This is a genomic window from Brevundimonas sediminis (assembly GCF_048799765.1).
Lineage (GTDB): Bacteria > Pseudomonadota > Alphaproteobacteria > Caulobacterales > Caulobacteraceae > Brevundimonas.
Genome location: NZ_JBLYQK010000004.1, coordinates 99,072 through 114,656, shown reverse-complemented (window position 1 = coordinate 114,656; position 15,585 = coordinate 99,072). Strand labels below are relative to the sequence as shown.

The 15,585-nt window shown below is 68.4% G+C and carries 21 protein-coding genes; 10 read left to right on the top strand and 11 right to left on the bottom strand.

Annotation, left to right across the window (positions count from 1 at the left end):
• Positions 1-78 precede the first annotated feature (78 nt).
• From ACLQ7T_RS04350 to ACLQ7T_RS04335, 4 genes are read right to left on the bottom strand one after another with little or no spacing between them, the layout of a single operon-like run.
• Entirely contained in the window at positions 79-480 is a 402-nt protein-coding gene (locus ACLQ7T_RS04350; protein WP_420471700.1) for a hypothetical protein, read from the bottom strand.
• Positions 477-1,643 (bottom strand): cystathionine gamma-synthase, encoded by a 1,167-nt coding sequence (locus ACLQ7T_RS04345; RefSeq protein WP_420478312.1) that lies wholly within the window; start codon positions 1,641-1,643, stop codon positions 477-479. The genes ACLQ7T_RS04350 and ACLQ7T_RS04345 overlap by 4 nt, the downstream gene beginning before the upstream one ends.
• Positions 1,640-2,398, bottom strand: coding sequence for a dienelactone hydrolase family protein (locus ACLQ7T_RS04340; protein ID WP_420478311.1), 759 nt, complete (start codon positions 2,396-2,398; stop codon positions 1,640-1,642). The genes ACLQ7T_RS04345 and ACLQ7T_RS04340 overlap by 4 nt, the downstream gene beginning before the upstream one ends.
• Before the next feature lie 10 nt (positions 2,399-2,408).
• Positions 2,409-3,812 (bottom strand): pyridoxal-phosphate dependent enzyme, encoded by a 1,404-nt coding sequence (locus ACLQ7T_RS04335; RefSeq protein WP_420478310.1) that lies wholly within the window; start codon positions 3,810-3,812, stop codon positions 2,409-2,411.
• A 116-nt stretch (positions 3,813-3,928) separates the two neighbouring features.
• On the opposite strand from ACLQ7T_RS04335, the gene ACLQ7T_RS04330 reads away from it, so the two are divergent.
• The 6 genes from ACLQ7T_RS04330 (at position 3,929) to ACLQ7T_RS04305 (ending at position 8,585) form a co-directional block, all read left to right on the top strand.
• Complete coding sequence (locus ACLQ7T_RS04330; protein WP_420478309.1) at positions 3,929-4,192, top strand: type II toxin-antitoxin system Phd/YefM family antitoxin; 264 nt, start codon at positions 3,929-3,931, stop codon at positions 4,190-4,192.
• Positions 4,189-4,644, top strand: a complete 456-nt coding sequence (locus tag ACLQ7T_RS04325) for a type II toxin-antitoxin system VapC family toxin (protein WP_420478308.1) — start codon at positions 4,189-4,191, stop codon at positions 4,642-4,644. Before ACLQ7T_RS04330 ends, ACLQ7T_RS04325 begins: the two co-directional genes overlap by 4 nt.
• Positions 4,645-6,957: a ribonuclease R gene (gene rnr / locus ACLQ7T_RS04320; RefSeq protein WP_420478307.1), complete on the top strand. Its 2,313-nt coding sequence runs from the start codon at positions 4,645-4,647 to the stop codon at positions 6,955-6,957.
• Positions 6,957-7,661, top strand: coding sequence for an NUDIX hydrolase (locus ACLQ7T_RS04315; protein ID WP_420478340.1), 705 nt, complete (start codon positions 6,957-6,959; stop codon positions 7,659-7,661). Before rnr ends, ACLQ7T_RS04315 begins: the two co-directional genes overlap by 1 nt.
• Before the next feature lie 76 nt (positions 7,662-7,737).
• Positions 7,738-8,175, top strand: a complete 438-nt coding sequence (locus tag ACLQ7T_RS04310) for a hypothetical protein (protein ID WP_420471709.1) — start codon at positions 7,738-7,740, stop codon at positions 8,173-8,175.
• Positions 8,175-8,585, top strand: coding sequence for a DUF5990 family protein (locus tag ACLQ7T_RS04305; protein ID WP_420478306.1), 411 nt, complete (start codon positions 8,175-8,177; stop codon positions 8,583-8,585). Before ACLQ7T_RS04310 ends, ACLQ7T_RS04305 begins: the two co-directional genes overlap by 1 nt.
• Here ACLQ7T_RS04305 and ACLQ7T_RS04300 read toward each other — a convergent pair.
• Entirely contained in the window at positions 8,582-9,148 is a 567-nt protein-coding gene (locus tag ACLQ7T_RS04300) for a hypothetical protein (protein ID WP_420478305.1), read from the bottom strand. The two genes, ACLQ7T_RS04305 and ACLQ7T_RS04300, sit on opposite strands and share 4 nt — an antisense overlap.
• A gap of 130 nt (positions 9,149-9,278) precedes the next feature.
• Here ACLQ7T_RS04300 and rpmG point away from each other — a divergent pair, with 130 nt between their 5' ends.
• Positions 9,279-9,446, top strand: a complete 168-nt coding sequence (gene rpmG, locus ACLQ7T_RS04295) for a 50S ribosomal protein L33 (protein ID WP_029417689.1) — start codon at positions 9,279-9,281, stop codon at positions 9,444-9,446.
• A gap of 22 nt (positions 9,447-9,468) precedes the next feature.
• Here rpmG and ACLQ7T_RS04290 read toward each other — a convergent pair whose 3' ends face one another.
• Complete coding sequence (locus tag ACLQ7T_RS04290; RefSeq protein ID WP_420478304.1) at positions 9,469-10,050, bottom strand: hypothetical protein; 582 nt, start codon at positions 10,048-10,050, stop codon at positions 9,469-9,471.
• Positions 10,051-10,158: 108 nt separating this feature from the next.
• Here ACLQ7T_RS04290 and ACLQ7T_RS04285 point away from each other — a divergent pair, with 108 nt between their 5' ends.
• The gene (locus tag ACLQ7T_RS04285; protein WP_420478303.1) at positions 10,159-10,344 is read left to right on the top strand and encodes a hypothetical protein; all 186 of its coding nucleotides are present in this window, start codon (positions 10,159-10,161) and stop codon (positions 10,342-10,344) included.
• Here ACLQ7T_RS04285 and ACLQ7T_RS04280 read toward each other — a convergent pair.
• From ACLQ7T_RS04280 to ACLQ7T_RS04260, 5 genes are read right to left on the bottom strand one after another with little or no spacing between them, the layout of a single operon-like run.
• Positions 10,341-10,697: a hypothetical protein gene (locus tag ACLQ7T_RS04280; RefSeq protein WP_420478302.1), complete on the bottom strand. Its 357-nt coding sequence runs from the start codon at positions 10,695-10,697 to the stop codon at positions 10,341-10,343. The genes ACLQ7T_RS04285 and ACLQ7T_RS04280 overlap by 4 nt on opposite strands.
• A complete protein-coding gene (locus tag ACLQ7T_RS04275; RefSeq protein WP_420478301.1) occupies positions 10,694-11,155 on the bottom strand; it encodes a hypothetical protein in 462 nt (153 codons plus the stop codon). The genes ACLQ7T_RS04280 and ACLQ7T_RS04275 overlap by 4 nt, the downstream gene beginning before the upstream one ends.
• 56 nt (positions 11,156-11,211) lie before the next feature.
• Positions 11,212-11,736: a hypothetical protein gene (locus ACLQ7T_RS04270; protein WP_420478300.1), complete on the bottom strand. Its 525-nt coding sequence runs from the start codon at positions 11,734-11,736 to the stop codon at positions 11,212-11,214.
• A 46-nt stretch (positions 11,737-11,782) separates the two neighbouring features.
• Positions 11,783-13,147, bottom strand: a complete 1,365-nt coding sequence (locus tag ACLQ7T_RS04265) for a PleD family two-component system response regulator (protein ID WP_420478299.1) — start codon at positions 13,145-13,147, stop codon at positions 11,783-11,785.
• 6 nt (positions 13,148-13,153) lie between these two features.
• Positions 13,154-13,519 (bottom strand): response regulator, encoded by a 366-nt coding sequence (locus ACLQ7T_RS04260; protein ID WP_141626327.1) that lies wholly within the window; start codon positions 13,517-13,519, stop codon positions 13,154-13,156.
• A 182-nt stretch (positions 13,520-13,701) separates the two neighbouring features.
• Here ACLQ7T_RS04260 and ACLQ7T_RS04255 point away from each other — a divergent pair, with 182 nt between their 5' ends.
• Positions 13,702-14,946, top strand: a complete 1,245-nt coding sequence (locus tag ACLQ7T_RS04255; protein ID WP_420478298.1) for a DNA polymerase IV — start codon at positions 13,702-13,704, stop codon at positions 14,944-14,946.
• Positions 14,947-15,111: 165 nt separating this feature from the next.
• Entirely contained in the window at positions 15,112-15,570 is a 459-nt protein-coding gene (locus ACLQ7T_RS04250) for a RidA family protein (RefSeq protein ID WP_420478297.1), read from the top strand.
• Positions 15,571-15,585: the final 15 nt, after the last annotated feature.

Genomic DNA, 15,585 nt, shown 5'->3' with positions numbered 1-15,585 from the left:
CTGATTTTGAACGGCGGCGGGGCCTCGGGCTCCGCCGCCGTTTTTCGTTTACGGGGCTGCACGAAGCCCCCCCGGCCGTCAGGCGACCGTCTCTCGCGGCAGATATTCCACACGGCAGCCCCTCGCGCTGATCCTGCCGCCAACACCGATGACCGGGTCCAGATCGAGCGTCATACCCTGCTCATGCCGCAGGACCGTCAGCCCCATGAGGATCGCCCCCTCATCGAAGGCATCAAGGTCGACCTCGAACACGTCCTGCAGGATGAAGGTCAGCAGGCAGTGCTTCTCGAGCACGAAGTAGCCCGCAGCATCCACCTCTGGGGTCATGCGGAAGGTGCGGATCGAAAGCCGGGACTCACCGCGATGGGTCAAAGTCAGGCTTTCGACCTCGGCGTCGTGGAAGTACGGAGCATCAATCCCGAACCAACGGCTGAAGGCCTCGGCGCCGTCGAGGAAAGAGAACTGTGTCTCTTCCCTCATCCCCCCAGCGCCTGATCGAGATCGGCGATCAGGTCGTCGATGTCCTCGACGCCCACCGACAGGCGGATCAGGTTGTCGGTCACACCGCCCGCCTCACGCACCTCTTTCGGCACACTGGCGTGGGTCATGATGGCCGGGTGGTTCACCAGACTTTCGACCCCGCCCAGCGACTCCGCCAGGGTGAAGACCTGAACCCGCTCCAGCACCTGTTTGGTGCGCGCCAGATCGCCGTCGATGATGGCGGTGACCATGCCGCCGTAGCGGCCGTTCATCTGGGTGGCGGCGAGGCTGTGCTGCGGGTGGCTGATCAGGCCCGGATAGATGACCCGGGAGATGCCCTTGCGCGTCTCAAGCCAGCGGGCGATCTCCAGCGCGTTCTCATTGTGCGCCTTCATGCGCAGGCCCAGCGTCTTGAGGCCCCGGTTGGCCAGGAAGGCGTCGAACGGCCCCATCACCCCGCCCACGGAGTTCTGGAGGAATTTGATCTCCTTCGCGAGGTCCGGGCTCCCGGTCACCAGCGCCCCGCCGATGATGTCGGAGTGGCCGTTCAGATATTTGGTGGCCGAGTGCATGACCACGTCCGCGCCCAGCTTCAGCGGCTGCTGGCTGAACGGGGTGGCGAAGGTGTTGTCGACCACCAGCAGCAGGCCGTGCGCCTTCGCGATCTTCGACAGACCGGCGATGTCGGCCAGCTTCATCAGCGGATTGGTGGGCGTCTCGGCCCAGATCATCTTCGTTTTCGGCGTGATGGCCGCCTCGACCGCGTTCAGGTCGCTGAAGTCGACATAGCTGAAGTCCAGCCCCATCGACCGGCGGCGCACCCGCTCGAACAGCCGCCAGGAGCCGCCGTACAGGTCGTCGCCGGTGACGATGTGCGAGCCCGCGTCCAGCAGCTCCAGCGCCGTCGAGGTCGCCGCCATGCCCGAGGCGAAGCCGAAGCCCTGCACCCCGCCTTCAAGGTCCGCCAGACAGGCCTCGAAGGCCTCGCGCGTCGGGTTCTTGCCGCGGGCGTACTCATAGCCCTTGTTCACGCCCGGGCTTTCCTGGGCGTAGGTCGAGGTGGCGTAGATGGGGGTCATCACCGCGCCCGTCGTCGGGTCGGGCCGCTGGCCGGCGTGGATGGCGCGGGTGGAGAAACCCTGGCTGTTCTTCAGCGAACTCATGAGACGTCCTGGTCGATGCGGCCGATGTTGCCGCCGTAGAAGGCCGCCGAACGCTCGAAGATGTCGAGCCATTGCGACGGCGTGAACACATGGCCCGCGCCATGCAGAATTTCCTCGCGGACATTGATCCCGCGGTCACGCAGGAATTCGATCCAGAGGGCGGTGTTGCGCGGCAGCACGTGAGTGTCGTTCTCCGCGCGAATGATCATGACGGGCGCGCGCCGCCGGGGCGGGCGGGGCCTGTAGACGTCGACGCCGCCCGCCAGACCGATGGCGGCGGCCGCCCGGCTGTTGCCCAGCGCGCCGTCCACCGCGACATAGGCGCCCAGCGAATAGCCGAACATGGCGGTGCGGCGGCGATCCACGCCTGCGGCGATATAGCGGTCGATCGCATCCTCGCCGACATCGCGCCACGCCTCCATCATCCGCTCGGGCCGGACGCCGTCGTCCGGGAAGGCATCGGTGAACAAGGGCGTCAGCACCTGATAGCCGTCTGCCGCGAACCGCAGCGCCAGTTCGTGCCAGGGCCCGCGGTTGGTGATCCGCCCGCCCGCCCCGTGCATCATCACGATCGCGGCCCGCCGCCCGTCGCCGGCCGGACGATACTGGATGGCGCGGATCGGCTTGCGATGACTTTCGAAGGTGACGCCCTCATAGGTCGGCGCAGGCGCCGCCGCCGGCTCCTGCGCGACTCCCGGCCGCGCGGCCAGCGTCAGCAATGCACCGCTGCCGACGATCAGGCCCCTGCGGTCCATCCGGCGACCGCTACCGGTTCAGGCTGAGGTGGTTGATCAGGTCGGTCCGCGTGATCAGGCCGACGAAGGTCTCCCCGTCCAGCACGATGGCGACCCGGTCCCGGTCGAACAGCGGAATCAGCGCGTCCAGCGGCTCGGAGACCTGCACAGTGTCCAGATCGCGGGTCATGGCCGACCTCACCGGCTTGGCGAAGCGCTCCTTGCGGGTGATCTCGTCGGTATTCATGACGTGGACCAGATCGCTCTCGTCCAGGATGCCGACCAGGCGGCCGTCATCGATGACGGGCAGTTGCGACACGTCCGACCCCTTCATGCGCTTGAAGGCGGTGTCGAGGGTGTCGTCCGGCCCGATCACCACCATGTCGCCCCGGGCGTATTTGCGGGTGATCAGATCGGACAGGTCGCCGTGCAGCTCGCGCTCGCCGAGCCCCTGATCGGCCAGCCAGGCGTCGTTGTAGACCTTGGACAGATACTTCGCCCCCGTGTCGCAGACGAAGGTCACGCAGGTCTTCGGTTCGGTCTGTTCCCGGCACCAGCGCAGGGCGGAGGCGATCAGGGTGCCCGACGAGGAGCCGGCGAGGATGCCTTCCTTCAGCAGCAGTTCGCGCACGGTCGCGACGGCCTCGGCGTCGGGGATCGAATAGGCCTTGTCGATCAGGCTCATGTCGGCGGTGTCCGGCACGAAATTCTGGCCGATCCCCTCGACCGTGTAGCTGCCCTCCGGCGACGGCACGCCCTCGTTGACGATCCCCGCCAGCGTCGAGCCGACCGGGTCCGCCAGAATGATCTGCGCCGTCGAGCCGACCGACTTCAGATAGCGCGCCGTGCCCGTGATGGTGCCGCCCGAGCCGATGCCGGCCACCAGCGCATCCACATTCCCGTCCAACTGCTCCCAGATCTCCGGTCCCGTGGTCTTCACATGGGCCTCGGAGTTGGCGTCATTGGCGAACTGGTTGACGTAGAAGCCGCCCGGAATCTGCTGCGCCAGCCGCTCGGCCATGTCGGTGTAATATTCGGGGTGCCCATGCGGCACGTCCGAACGCGTCAGGCGAACATCAGCGCCCATCGCCCTGAGATGCTGGATTTTTTCCTTCGACATCTTGTCCGGGATGACCAGAAGCACCTTATAGCCCTTGGCCTGACCGACCAGGGTCAGGGCCAGTCCGGTGTTTCCCGCTGTCGCCTCGACGATGGTCCCGCCGGGCTTCAGGAAGCCCTCGCGCTCCGCCGCCTCGATCATCGACACCGCGATGCGATCCTTGATCGACCCGCCCGGGTTCTGGCTCTCCAGCTTCAGGAACAGCCGGCAGGGCCCCGTGTCGATATTCTTCACCTCGACCATCGGCGTCCGGCCGATGAGCGTGAGGGCGGAACCGACGGGACCGGACAGGACCGGCTGCGCAGCGAGGGGCATCAGAGACTCCATTGAGGCCAGCGCCGGAAGCTAGGCGCGCGCCCCGGTCGGAACAACCCGACTGGCGAGAGAAAGGATTTATGGCTATATTTCTGGCCAGAATTGGAGATGGGCCGATGGCTGACTACGGCGTCGCGGAAGCCAGGAACAAGTTCACCCACCTGCTGGAGCGGGTCGAGGATGGTGAAACCGTCATCATCACCCGTCATGGCAAGCCCGTCGCCGAGTTGCGACCCGCCAGCGTTCCAAGTCCCCGTGACAAGGGACCGGAGTGGCAGGCCTGGTACGATGAGTTCGTCAAACGACGTCAGGCTCGCCCACCGCTTTCCGCGCCGGCGGCTGAACTGATCAGGGCCATGCGCGACGGCGATCCGGAGTGATTTTCTACATCGACGCCAGCGCTGTCCTTGCTGTCGTGGGAGACGAAGCCGCCAGTCTGGCTGTCGACCGCATCGTCCGCAGCCCGGAAGCCAGTATCGTCATCAGCGACTTCGCGATTGCCGAGAGTTCCGCCGTCCTGGCCCGTGACGGTCGGGTCGGCAGATGGGCTGGCGACGAGATGGAACGCCTCTATCGCGATCTTGATACATGGACGCTCGGCGTCGGCGAAAAGTCGGAGATCACCCCGACCGATATCGCCGACGCCACCGCCTTCATCCGCCTTCCCGGCGTCACGCTCCGCGCACCCGACGCCATCCACATCGCCGCGGCCCAACGCGTCGGCGCAACAATTCTCACGCTCGACAGGGGCATGGCGCGCGCCGCCGACCTGTTGGGCGTACCCTGTATCAATCCCGCCGGGGCCGACGCGCCCGGCGACCTGAAAGACTAGATGAAAAACACCCCCAAGAGGCCGCCCGCCGGCCTCCCCGACAAACAGACCCTCCTCGCCTTCCTGCGTGACGCGGGTTCGGCCGAGAAGACCGATATCGCCCGCCACTTCGGTCTGAAGGGCGGCGATCGCCGCGCCCTGCGCGAAATGATCCGCGAACTGGAAGCCGACGGCGAACTGGGCAAGCGGGGCAGGAAGGGCTTCAGCCCGTCCGGCGCCCTTCCCCCCGTCGGCGTGGCCGATGTGGTCGAACGCGACGTGGACGGCGAAATGTACGTGCGCCTGGTCGAGGCGTCCGAGGACGCCCCGCGCGCCCTGCTGATGCCCGACAACTCGGGCCGCACCGGCCCCGCCCCCGGCATGGGCGACCGCCTGCTGGTCAAGTTCAGCAAGGGCGCCGAAGGCTGGGAAGCCCGGCTGGTCAAGAAACTCGACAGCGAGCGAACCCGCGTCCTCGGCGTCATCCGCAAGTCGAACCGCGAGGTCCGGGTCGAGCCGGTCGACCGCCGCTCCAAGGATGTGCTGCTGGTCCCTCACGCCCAGTCCGAAGGGCTGAAGGACGGCGATCTGGTGCTGGCCGCCATCGAGAAGGGCGCCCAGCGCTATGGGCCCAAGCGCGGCAAGATCCTGGAGACCATCGGCCGCGAGGATGACGCCCGCGCCGCCTCCCTGATCGCGATCCACTCGCACGGCGTGCCCACCGGCTTCTCCGAGGCGGTGGAGCAGGAGGCCGGGGACCAGGAGCTGCCGTCACTGAAGGGCCGCGAGGACCTGCGCGACATCCCCCTGATCACCATCGACCCGGCCGACGCCCGCGACCACGACGACGCCGTCTACGCGCAGAAGGATGAGGATCCGAAGAACCCCGGCGGCTGGATCGTCTGGGTCGCCATCGCCGATGTCGCCGCCTACGTCCGCCCCGGCACGGCGCTGGACCGCGAGGCGCGGGAGAAGGGCAACTCCACCTACTTCCCCGACCGCGTCGAACCCATGCTGGCCGAACGGCTGTCGAACGGCCTGTGCAGCCTGAAGGAAGGCGAGAACCGCGCGACCATGGCTGTGCGCATGGTCTTCGACAAGGACGGCCGCAAGGTTGGACATAGGTTTGTGCGCGGCCTGATGCGGTCGCACGCCAAGCTCTCCTACGAGCAGGCGCAGGCGGCCATCGACGGCGCCCCGGACGAGACCACCGGCCCGATCATGGAGGCCATCCTCTATCCGCTGTGGAACGCCTACCGCACCATGCTGAAGGGCCGCCTGAAGCGCAGCCCGCTGCAGATCGAGAGCGCCGAGCGCCGCATCCGCATGACCGACGGCGAGATCACGTCCATCGAACCGCGCGTCTCCCTCGAAGCCCACCGGCTGATCGAGGAAATGATGATCCAGGCCAACGTCTGCGCCGCCGAGACGCTGGAACAGAAGAAGGTCCCGCTGCTGTACCGCGTCCACGATGCGCCCAGTCAGGAGAAGCTGTTCAACCTGGCCGACTTCCTGGGCACCATCGGCAAGCCCTGGACCAAGGGCGAACCGGCCACGACCAAACGCTTCAACAAGCTGCTGGACGAGACCCGCGAGGGCGAGCACGCCGAGGTGGTCAATGAGGTGGTCCTGCGCACCCAGATGCAGGCCATCTACAGCCCCGAGAACGTCGGCCACTTCGGCCTGAACCTGGACCGCTACGCCCACTTCACCTCGCCGATCCGCCGCTACTCGGACCTGATCGTCCACCGCGGCCTGATCCGCGCACTGGGCCTCGGCAAGGACGGGCTGACGGATCGCGAGATCGCCGAACTGCCGGCCATCGCCGAGCACGTCGTCATGACCGAGCGCCGCTCCATGGCCGCCGAGCGCGACGCCATGGACCGCTACATCGCCGCCTTCCTTGAGGATCGCGTCGGCGCGACCTTCACCGGCCGCATCACCGGCGTGACCCGCTTCGGCCTGTTCATCCGGCTGGACGAGACGGGCGCGGACGGCCTGGTGCCAGTCTCGACGCTGGGCAATGAGTATTTCACCCACGACGACCGCAGCCACGCCCTCGTCGGCGAACGCTCGGGCCTGCGCTGGACCCTCGGCCGGACGGTCGAGGTCAAGCTGCGCGAAGCCACCCCGGTCACCGGCGGCCTGCTGTTCGAAATGCTCAGCGAGCCCGGCCCGCGCGATCCCAACGCGCCCTCGGCCCGTCTGGGCATGCGGGCGCGGGGCGCCAAGGACGGCGGTTATCCGAAGCGCTCGGGTCTGGGCAACAAGCCCCGCAACGGCAAGAAGCCCTCCGGCGGGCTGAAGGGCGTGCGCAAGGGCAAGCGGCGGTGATCCAGCCTTTCGACGCCGCCCAGGACCTGAAGGACGCGCCGCGCACCGGCGCTCGCCAGCGCCCGAAGGACGCCGCCACCCTGATCCTGACCCGGAAAGGCGCGACCGGCCCCGAAGTGCTGATGGGCCGCCGGGCGCCGGGGCATGTCTTCATGGCCTCGAAATGGGTCTTCCCGGGCGGCAAGGTCGAGCGATCGGACGCCTTCGCCGCCTTCGCCACCGACCTGTCGCCCGCCGACGCCGGACGGCTGGCGCGCGAGGTGACCCGCAGCCGGGGCCGCGCCCTGGCCCTCGCCGCCGTCCGTGAGACCTATGAGGAGACCGGCCTGCTTCTGGCCGAGCCCGCCCCGGTCGCCTCGGTCGCCGGCGGCTGGCGCGAGTTCCGGGCCGTCGGCGCCCTGCCCGATCTGGCGGCCCTGTCCTATGTGGCGCGGGCCATCACCCCGCCGGGCCGCACGCGCCGCTTCGACGCCCGCTTCTTCATGGCCGACGCCTCGGCCCTGCTGCACCCCGAGCCGACCGCGGGCTCGGGCGAACTGGACGAGATCGCCTGGCTGCCGCTGGACGAGGCCCGCGCGCAGGACCTGCCCGCCATCACCCGCTTCGTGCTGGGCGAGATCGCCGAGCGTCTGACCCACCAGAACCGTCCCCTGCCCTTCGTTCGCATGGTGCGCGGGCGGCATGTGGTCGAGCATCAGGACTGACGGCATCTGATCCGGGAGCGGCGAAGGTTGCCTCGGAGCGCGGTCCGGGCTTCCTTGGGAACCGGAGGACTGTTCCATGCACCGTTTCGCCCTGGTCGCCGCCGCGCTCGCGGCCTGCCTCATCGCCCAGCCCGCCGCCGCGCAGACGCGATCCGGCCCGGACAGCATGACCTTGATCTGGAAATCCTGGGGCAACCGGCTGGTCGAGTGGACCGTGCCCCGCGGCGGCGAAGCCCGCTACATCAACCGCGAGGGCGAGACCGTCGCCTTCCCTGTCACGCCTGAGCAGTTTGACGCCTTCCGCGCCGTGTTCGCCCCCTACGAAGGCGTACCGTTCCGGTGCCAACGGGCCATATCCGACGGGGCCTACGGCAGCGTTATCTGGACAGGCGCGGGCGGGGCGGAGGAGTCCCTCAACTTCGACGCCGGCTGCGTGACCGGCGACGCGGACGACGTCTTCCGCCGGCTGGAACAGGCCGAAGCGATGCTCAAGGCCTGGCGCGACGCGCGCTGATGGCCGACACCCCCGTCACCCTGCGCCTGACCATCGCCGATCCGGTCCCCGGGGTCCGCTACAGCCTGCAGCTGGACGACGCCCCGCATGAGCCGGTCACGGCGACAGACGCGCCCCTGTCATTCGACGTCCCCCTCCGGCTGGCCGATGACGGGCGCTTTCTCGGTCCCTTCGTCCGCCGCGAGGGCAAGGAAAGGCGTTTCGTCTACATCCGCATCGGGACCTCGGCGGGCGACCACGCCTCGGAGTGGAGCCGCCGGGCCAAGATCGACATCCACGACATCCCGCCCGCCCTGCTGGACCGGGGCCGCGCGGGCGCCCTGCTGGAGGTCGTCCTGCCCGGTCGGGGCAAGGACGGCACGCCCGCCTGCGCGACGGTCCGCCCGATCAGGGGCTGGACAGCCCTCTAGTCCGCCAGCGGCCTGGTCAGATCGAACTCCACCCGGAAGAAGCGACCGCCCGGCCGACTGAGCTCATAGGCGAACATCCGCTCGGGATGGACCTCAATGGCCCAGATGTTGGTGGTCGAGACCTGCGCCCCGCCGGCGTTGAACTGGTCGATCGACTCCTGATCCACCGGGAACTGTTGGCGCGAGGCCGTGCCGGCCTCGGCGGTGTCGCCGCCGTACATGTGCCAGCCATGAATCTCGCCCTGTGGGTCGCGATGGTCATGCTTGAGCCGCAGGCCTTCGGCGGTGCGGGTGATGACCCAGCGGCGCGACCGGTCCTCGCCCACCGCGAAGGGAATGCCGACCTCGTCCGCAGAGCAGTCGCGCACATGCATGACCAGCTTCTGGCTCCGGAAAGAGTCGTCCGCGGCGTCGGTCGAGACCACCCGGCCCTCGAATCTCTGCCCGCACAGGGCGTTCAGGCGGGCCAGGAAGGCGTCCTGCGGGTGCGCCGGCTCCTGCGCGAGGGCGGGCGTGGTAGAGGCGGCGGCGAGCGCGAAGGCCGTGAGGATCAGGGTTTTCATGCCGCCACGGTGGCCCGCGGACGACTTCCGCTCAATGCGGCGTCACGCCCGTTGACTTCCGGCCGCGCCTGAGTATGTTCCGCGCCTCTCATTTCCGCGGCTTTCGCCGTCCGCAAAGGTAATTTCTCCGATGGCCAAGCCCGCCTCGATCAAAATCCGCCTGAACTCGACCGCCGACACCGGCTTCTTCTACGTCACCAAGAAGAACGCCCGCACCATGACCGAGAAGATGGTCGTGAAGAAGTACGACCCGGTCGTGAAGAAGCACGTCGAGTTCAAGGAAGGCAAAATCAAGTAAGCACTTGATCGCCTGACGATTTTCAAGACGCCCGGTCAGCGATGACCGGGCGTTTTTCGTTGCCCGGATCCTGGTGCCAGCCGCGCCTGCAGTCTTCCTGCACCCGCGCCATGGCGGCCTGTGTGTCGGCGGCCGGGCCGAGGCGGTAGGTGCGCTCCTGGCGCCGGCCGCGCTCATCCGCCGTCGCCAGCGTCACCGCGCTCGACGCGCCCAGCCGGTCAGCGAAGGCCCGGGCGTAGGCGTCGTCGCGTTTCCAGGCCCCGCCGACGAAGGCCTCCCAGGGCTCCACCGAGGCCGGCCCGCGGTCCCAGCGCACCGTCACCTCGCGCGGCTCATAGTCGTTCAGCCCGCCCAGCCGGGCGTTGGGTTGCCAGCCCACCAGAAGGGTCGCCTCCCCCTGCCGCCGGCACTCCACGCTGATGAAGCCGTCGCGCGTCAACAGGGACGCCCGGGCGCCGTGCTCGTACGACGGCCCGCTCCGGTTATGGAAATGGCGGACCTCCCAGGCCCCGAAGGTCTGGACATCGTCCGCCTCCTGCGCGGCGCCGCCGCCCAGGACGACCCCCGCCAGCGCGGCAAGGCCCGGCATCATGAATCCCGTCATCGGTCTGTCTCCCTCGTCCCGGCCAGTTGAAGGCAAGCCCCGGGTGCTGTCCATGGGGCGGGCCGCGCGGATCAGAACCCGTCACCCCTTCTGTGCTACAGATCGCTCATGACCGACCAGCCCGACGACGCGCCCGCCCCTGTTCCCGCCGACGAGACCCCGGCCCAGAAGGCCCTGCGCCTGAAGCAGGCGAAGATCGCCGCCAAGCCCCAACCCCCGCGCGGCGGCAAGTTTCAGCGCGAGCAGGCGGCCCGCATCGCGGCGGGCAAGTCCAAGCCGTGGATGACGCGTTAGGCGTCCTTGGGGTCGCGGGTCCGTGACGGCGGCAGATCGCGCCATGAGCGGCGCTTGGCCTGCACGTCGAGGAACTCGGACAGGGGCGCGTCAGCCCCCTTCCTCCAGCCCCCGACGCGTTCGACGTCGTGCTTCAGCGAGCTCTCGACCACGTCCAGCCCCGCCTCGTCCAGAGCCTCGACCCCGCCCAGCGCCTGGACGGCCTTGCGGCGGCTGTTGCGGTTCTCGGTCGCCTTGCGGGCCGGGATCGCCTTGCGGGACGCCTTGTCGCTCTCACCGTAGATGTTGCGGCAATCGTTGGCGTAGCTGAGCGCCTTCTTCTCCTGCGGGGATTTCGGCGTCTTGCGGGTCATGGGCGAAGGCTAGACCAGGCCCGATCCTTGTCAAAGCTGCGGAGGGCCAGTTCGCCGTCAGCGGTCGACTGGAACCCGGCCTTGCCGTCCCCGAGCATGCAGCCCCGCCAGCCGATGTCCTGAAGGTCCACGAATCCCCGATCCGCGATCTCGCGCCACTCGGCGTTCGAGAGCAGGGCGCGGGCGCCGGGGCGGAAATCGTCACGGTGGAAGGTCAGGTAGCGCCCCCCGGACCGGATGCCCACGGCCTCGTCATAGAAGCGCATCGGGACGGGCTCGCCGCTGTCCAGAGCCCGTTCGAGACGCTGGAAGAAGGCCAGCGCCGCGCCGGGCTTGAGGACGCCGCCACAGAACGGGAAGTCGTTGATCCGGGCCGGGGTGGATGCAGCGCTCAGGGATGGCGCGGCTTCGGGCGGAGCCGACTGTTCAGGTCCGCAGGCTACGAGCGTGAGCGCCAACAGGGCGGCGTCCGACGTCCGTGCGCCAACACGGCGGCGGGTCGGGAGCCCCCGCATCAGCAGGGCTCGAACACGCGAGCGGCGGCGGCGTAGCACCATGTCTCGCCGGGAAGCGAGGTTCGCTCTCCTTCTGCCCGACCATCCCACATGCTGAGCACCCTTCCTTCCGTCCGCGTGCCCGTGACCGTGATCCGGCGCGCATCGGGCGCGTAGCGCCACTCATAGACGTCCGCCGAGCCCGGATAGCGGTCCGGCATGATGTCGCTCACCTCCAGAACGGGGTGGCTCCAGAGAACCTTGAAGCCGTTCCTGGTCTGCGAGAGCAGCGCGACGGACTGGATGCGGATCCCGGTCCCCCATGAGGGACTGTAGAAGACCTCAAACGTCGGGGCGCCATCAATGACAGGCCCGGCCTGGGCGCTTTCGAACCGCCCAAACTCCTCGACTCGCTCGCAGAAGCCGGCGGGCGTCCCCTGATCCCGCGGATCACAGTTCGGACCGGCAGGAAGGGCCTGTGCGGGTTCCGGGGCGGTGACGGAGGGCTCGACATCCCGCTCGGAACAGCCCGTCGCCGCGATCATGACGAGGACAGCTACCAACGTCGGAGCCACGTCCGTTCCCCGCACCTCACGCCGCCCGTGCGATCACCTGGTTGCGGCCCCGGCTCTTGGCCTCATAGACCCCTTCGTCCGCCCGCTTGAGCAGGGCGTCGGGGGTGTCGTCAGCGCCGGTGGAGCAGGCGACGCCGACCGAAACGGTGATGGTCAGGCTTTCTGTCCCGCCCATGATCGGGAAGGGCTGGGACGCCACGTCGCGGCGGATGCGGTCGGCCACCTTGGCGGCATCCTCCAGCGAGGCGCCGGGCATGACGACCACGAACTCCTCGCCGCCCAGACGGCACGGCAGGTCGATGGCGCGCACGTTGGTGGCCAGACGGACGGCGAACTCGCGCAGGACCTCGTCGCCCGCGTCGTGGCCGAAGCCGTCGTTGACCGCCTTGAAGTGGTCGATGTCCAGGACAAGGGCGGCGACCGGATCGCCCCCCTGCCCGGCCCGGCCCATCAGGGCCTGAAGCTGGCCCGCCATGTAGCGGCGGTTGTGCAGGCCCGTCAGGGCGTCGGTGACGGCCATTTCAAGGCTGTAGTCGAGCTTCTGCTTGAGGAAGTCGGCGTAGCGCTTGCGCTTGATCTGGCTGCGGGCGCGGGCGTCCAGCTCTTCCGGGTCCACCGGCTTGGGCAGGATGTCGTTGACGCCCAGCTCCAGCGCCTTGATCAGGCGCGGGCGGTCGGCCGGATCGACCACCGCCAGGATCGGCACCCGCCGCGAGGCCTCGGTCGAGCGCGCCTGCGCCACGAAGCGCAGGCCGTCGAAGGCCGAAGCCGAGACGTTGACGATCATCAGGTCCACCGGACCGCGCGCGGCGATCAGGGCGGCGGCGGGATCGGGTTCGTGCACCGGACGGTGATCGTCGGACAGCTGGTCGATGATCTTGCCCGCCTGCAGGGCGCTGTCGTCCACGACCAGGACCCGGCCGCCCGAACCGCGCAGGCGTCCCGCGCCGTCGGTGTCCACGCCGAAGCGGCGACCGCTTTCCTCGCGCTCGCGCAGCTCGTCCATGACCGCCTTCAGCCGCACCAGCGATTTCACCCGGGCGAACAGGATGACGTCGTCGATCGGCTTGGTCAGGAAGTCGTCGGCGCCGGCCTCCAGACCCCGGATCTTGTCCTCGCGCCCATCCAGGGCCGTGACCAGAATGACGGGGATGTGGCGGGTGACCGGGTCGGCCTTCAGGCGCCGGCAGGTCTCGAACCCGTCCATCCCCGGCATCATGACGTCCAGCAGGATGATGTCGGGCCGCTCGGCCGAGGCGATGTCGATCGCCGTCTGACCGTCCATGGCCGTCATCACCTCATAGTACTCGAGGGTCAGCTTGGCTTCGAGCAGACGGACGTTCGGCTCGACGTCGTCCACGACAAGGATGCGCGCCGTCATCCCGCCCTACCCCAGATGCTTCCGGACGACCTCGAGGAAATGCATCACCGAGATCGGCTTGGAGATATAGGCCTCGCAGCCGCCCTGCCGGATCCGCTCCTCGTCGCCCTTCATGGCGAAGGCCGTGACGGCCACCACCGGGATATGGTTCAGCTCTTCGTCGTCCTTGAGCCACTTCGTGACTTCCAGTCCGGAGATTTCCGGCAGCTGGATGTCCATCAGGATCAGGTCCGGCCTGTGCTGGCGCGCCAGGGCGAGCGCCTGCAGCCCTTCGCGGGTCTGCAGGGTCTCGTACCCCTGGGAATCGAGCAGATCATGAAAAAGCTTCATGTTCAGCTCGTTATCCTCGACGATGAGGACCTTCTTCGACATCACCACCCGGCCTGTTCACCCCTCTCAAAACGCGTCCGCGCCGGGGGCTTGTGCTCTTCCCTGACACTCTCACCACGCTTCTCTTAAGTTGACGTGAAGCGGTGGTTTTTCGGGGGTTAACAGATGACCCGTCCCGGGATGGCGATAGCTTGCGGCCCGGCCGTCAGGCACACTCTCCCGGCATGAAGTCCATCTGCCGCGATTGCCTGGCCACCGACGAGCGCAAGCTAGAGCGTTGCGGCGCGTGCGGGTCGCGGCGGGTGGTCAGCCATGACGAGCTGGCGAACCTGACCCTCGCCCATCTGGACTGCGACGCCTTCTACGCCTCGGTGGAGAAGCGCGACCGGCCCGAGCTGAGGGATGTCCCGGTCATCGTCGGGGGCGGCAAGCGGGGCGTGGTCTCCACCTGCTGCTACATCGCGCGGATGTACGGGGTGCATTCGGCCATGCCGATGTTCAAGGCGTTGAAGGCCTGCCCCGAGGCGGTCGTGCTGAAGCCGGACTTCCGCAAATACGTCACCGAGAGCGAGCGCATCTTCGGCGCGGTGCGGGCGCTGACTCCGCTGGTGCAGACCCTGTCGCTGGACGAGGCGTGGATCGATCTGAAGGGCACCGAGCGGCTGAACGGCGGCCCGCCCGCCTTCCAGCTGATCCGGCTGCAGAAATGGATCGAGGAGGAGATCGGGCTGACCGTCTCCATTGGCCTGGCCCCCAACCGCTTCCTGGCCAAGATCGCGTCGGAGCTGGACAAGCCGCGCGGGTTCTCGGTGATCGGCGCCGAGTCCGTGGCCCTGCTGGCCCCGAAGTCGGTGCGTATCCTGCCGGGCGTGGGGCCGGTGTTCGGCAAGACGCTTCAGAGCGACGGCTATGCGACCGTGGGCGATCTGGCGCGGGCGGACCTGCGCGATCTGGTGAAGCGGTACGGCGAGACGGGGCTGCGCCTGCACGATCTGGCGCATGGTCGCGATGCGCGGGCGGTGAAGCCCGAGCATGACCGCAAGGGGATGAGCGCCGAGACGACGTTCAACGAGGACCTGACGTCGGTCGCGGACCTCGAAAACGAACTCTGGCCCCTGTGCGAGAAGCTGGCGTCCAAGGCGCGAGCGGACGGGGTGGCCAGCCGGGTGATCGTGCTGAAACTGCGCAAGACGGACTTCAAGATCGTGACCCGCCGGATCAGCCTGCCCGAACCGGTGCAGACGGCGCGGGCCTTGTTCGCCGCCGGGCGCGAGCTGCTGGCGCCCGAACTGGGCGTGCCCTACCGCCTGATCGGCATCGGCATGGGCGAGGTGGTGGATGCGGTGGAGGCGCCGGCGGCGCTGTTCGAGAGCCCCGAGGCGCGGACGCTGAAGACTGAAAAGGCGATTGATGCGCTGCGGCTGAAGTTCGGCAAGGCGGCCGTGGTGGCGGGGCGGGCGTTGAAGTGAGGGCGTGGGGCATCGGGTGTCGGGTATGACCGCTTCCGAACGTCACTTCGGCGCACAATTCCAGCCCCCATACCCCACGCCCGACACCCCACTCCCGATGCCCGACACTCTCGACCCTCGCCCCCGCTCCCGCTAAACCGCCCTCAAATCCTTTCGGAGAATCCCATGACCGTCGCCGCCCGTCTCGCCGAACTCGGCATCGAACTGCCTGAGCCGGCCAAGGCCGTCGCCAACTATGTGCCCTACGTCCAGACCGGGAACCTGCTGCACATTTCCGGCCAGCTGTCGAACGACGCCTCGGGCGGTCTGAAGGGCACCGTCGGCGCGGACGTGTCGCAGGACGACGCCGTGAAGGGCGCCCGCATGTGCGGCGTGAACCTGCTGGCCCAGATCTCGGCCGCGCTGGACGGCGATCTGGAGCGCGTGGTGCGCGTGGTGAAGCTGGGCGGGTTCGTTCAGGCCGCGGGCGACTTCGAAGCCATCCCCGCCGTGATCAACGGCTGCTCGGACCTGATGGTCGAGGTGTTCGGCGACAAGGGCCGCCACGCCCGCTCGGCCGTCGGCGTCTACAAGCTGCCGCTGGGCTTCGCGGTCGAGGTGGATGCGATCGTGGAAGTCCGCTGATCTTACAAGCGGCCC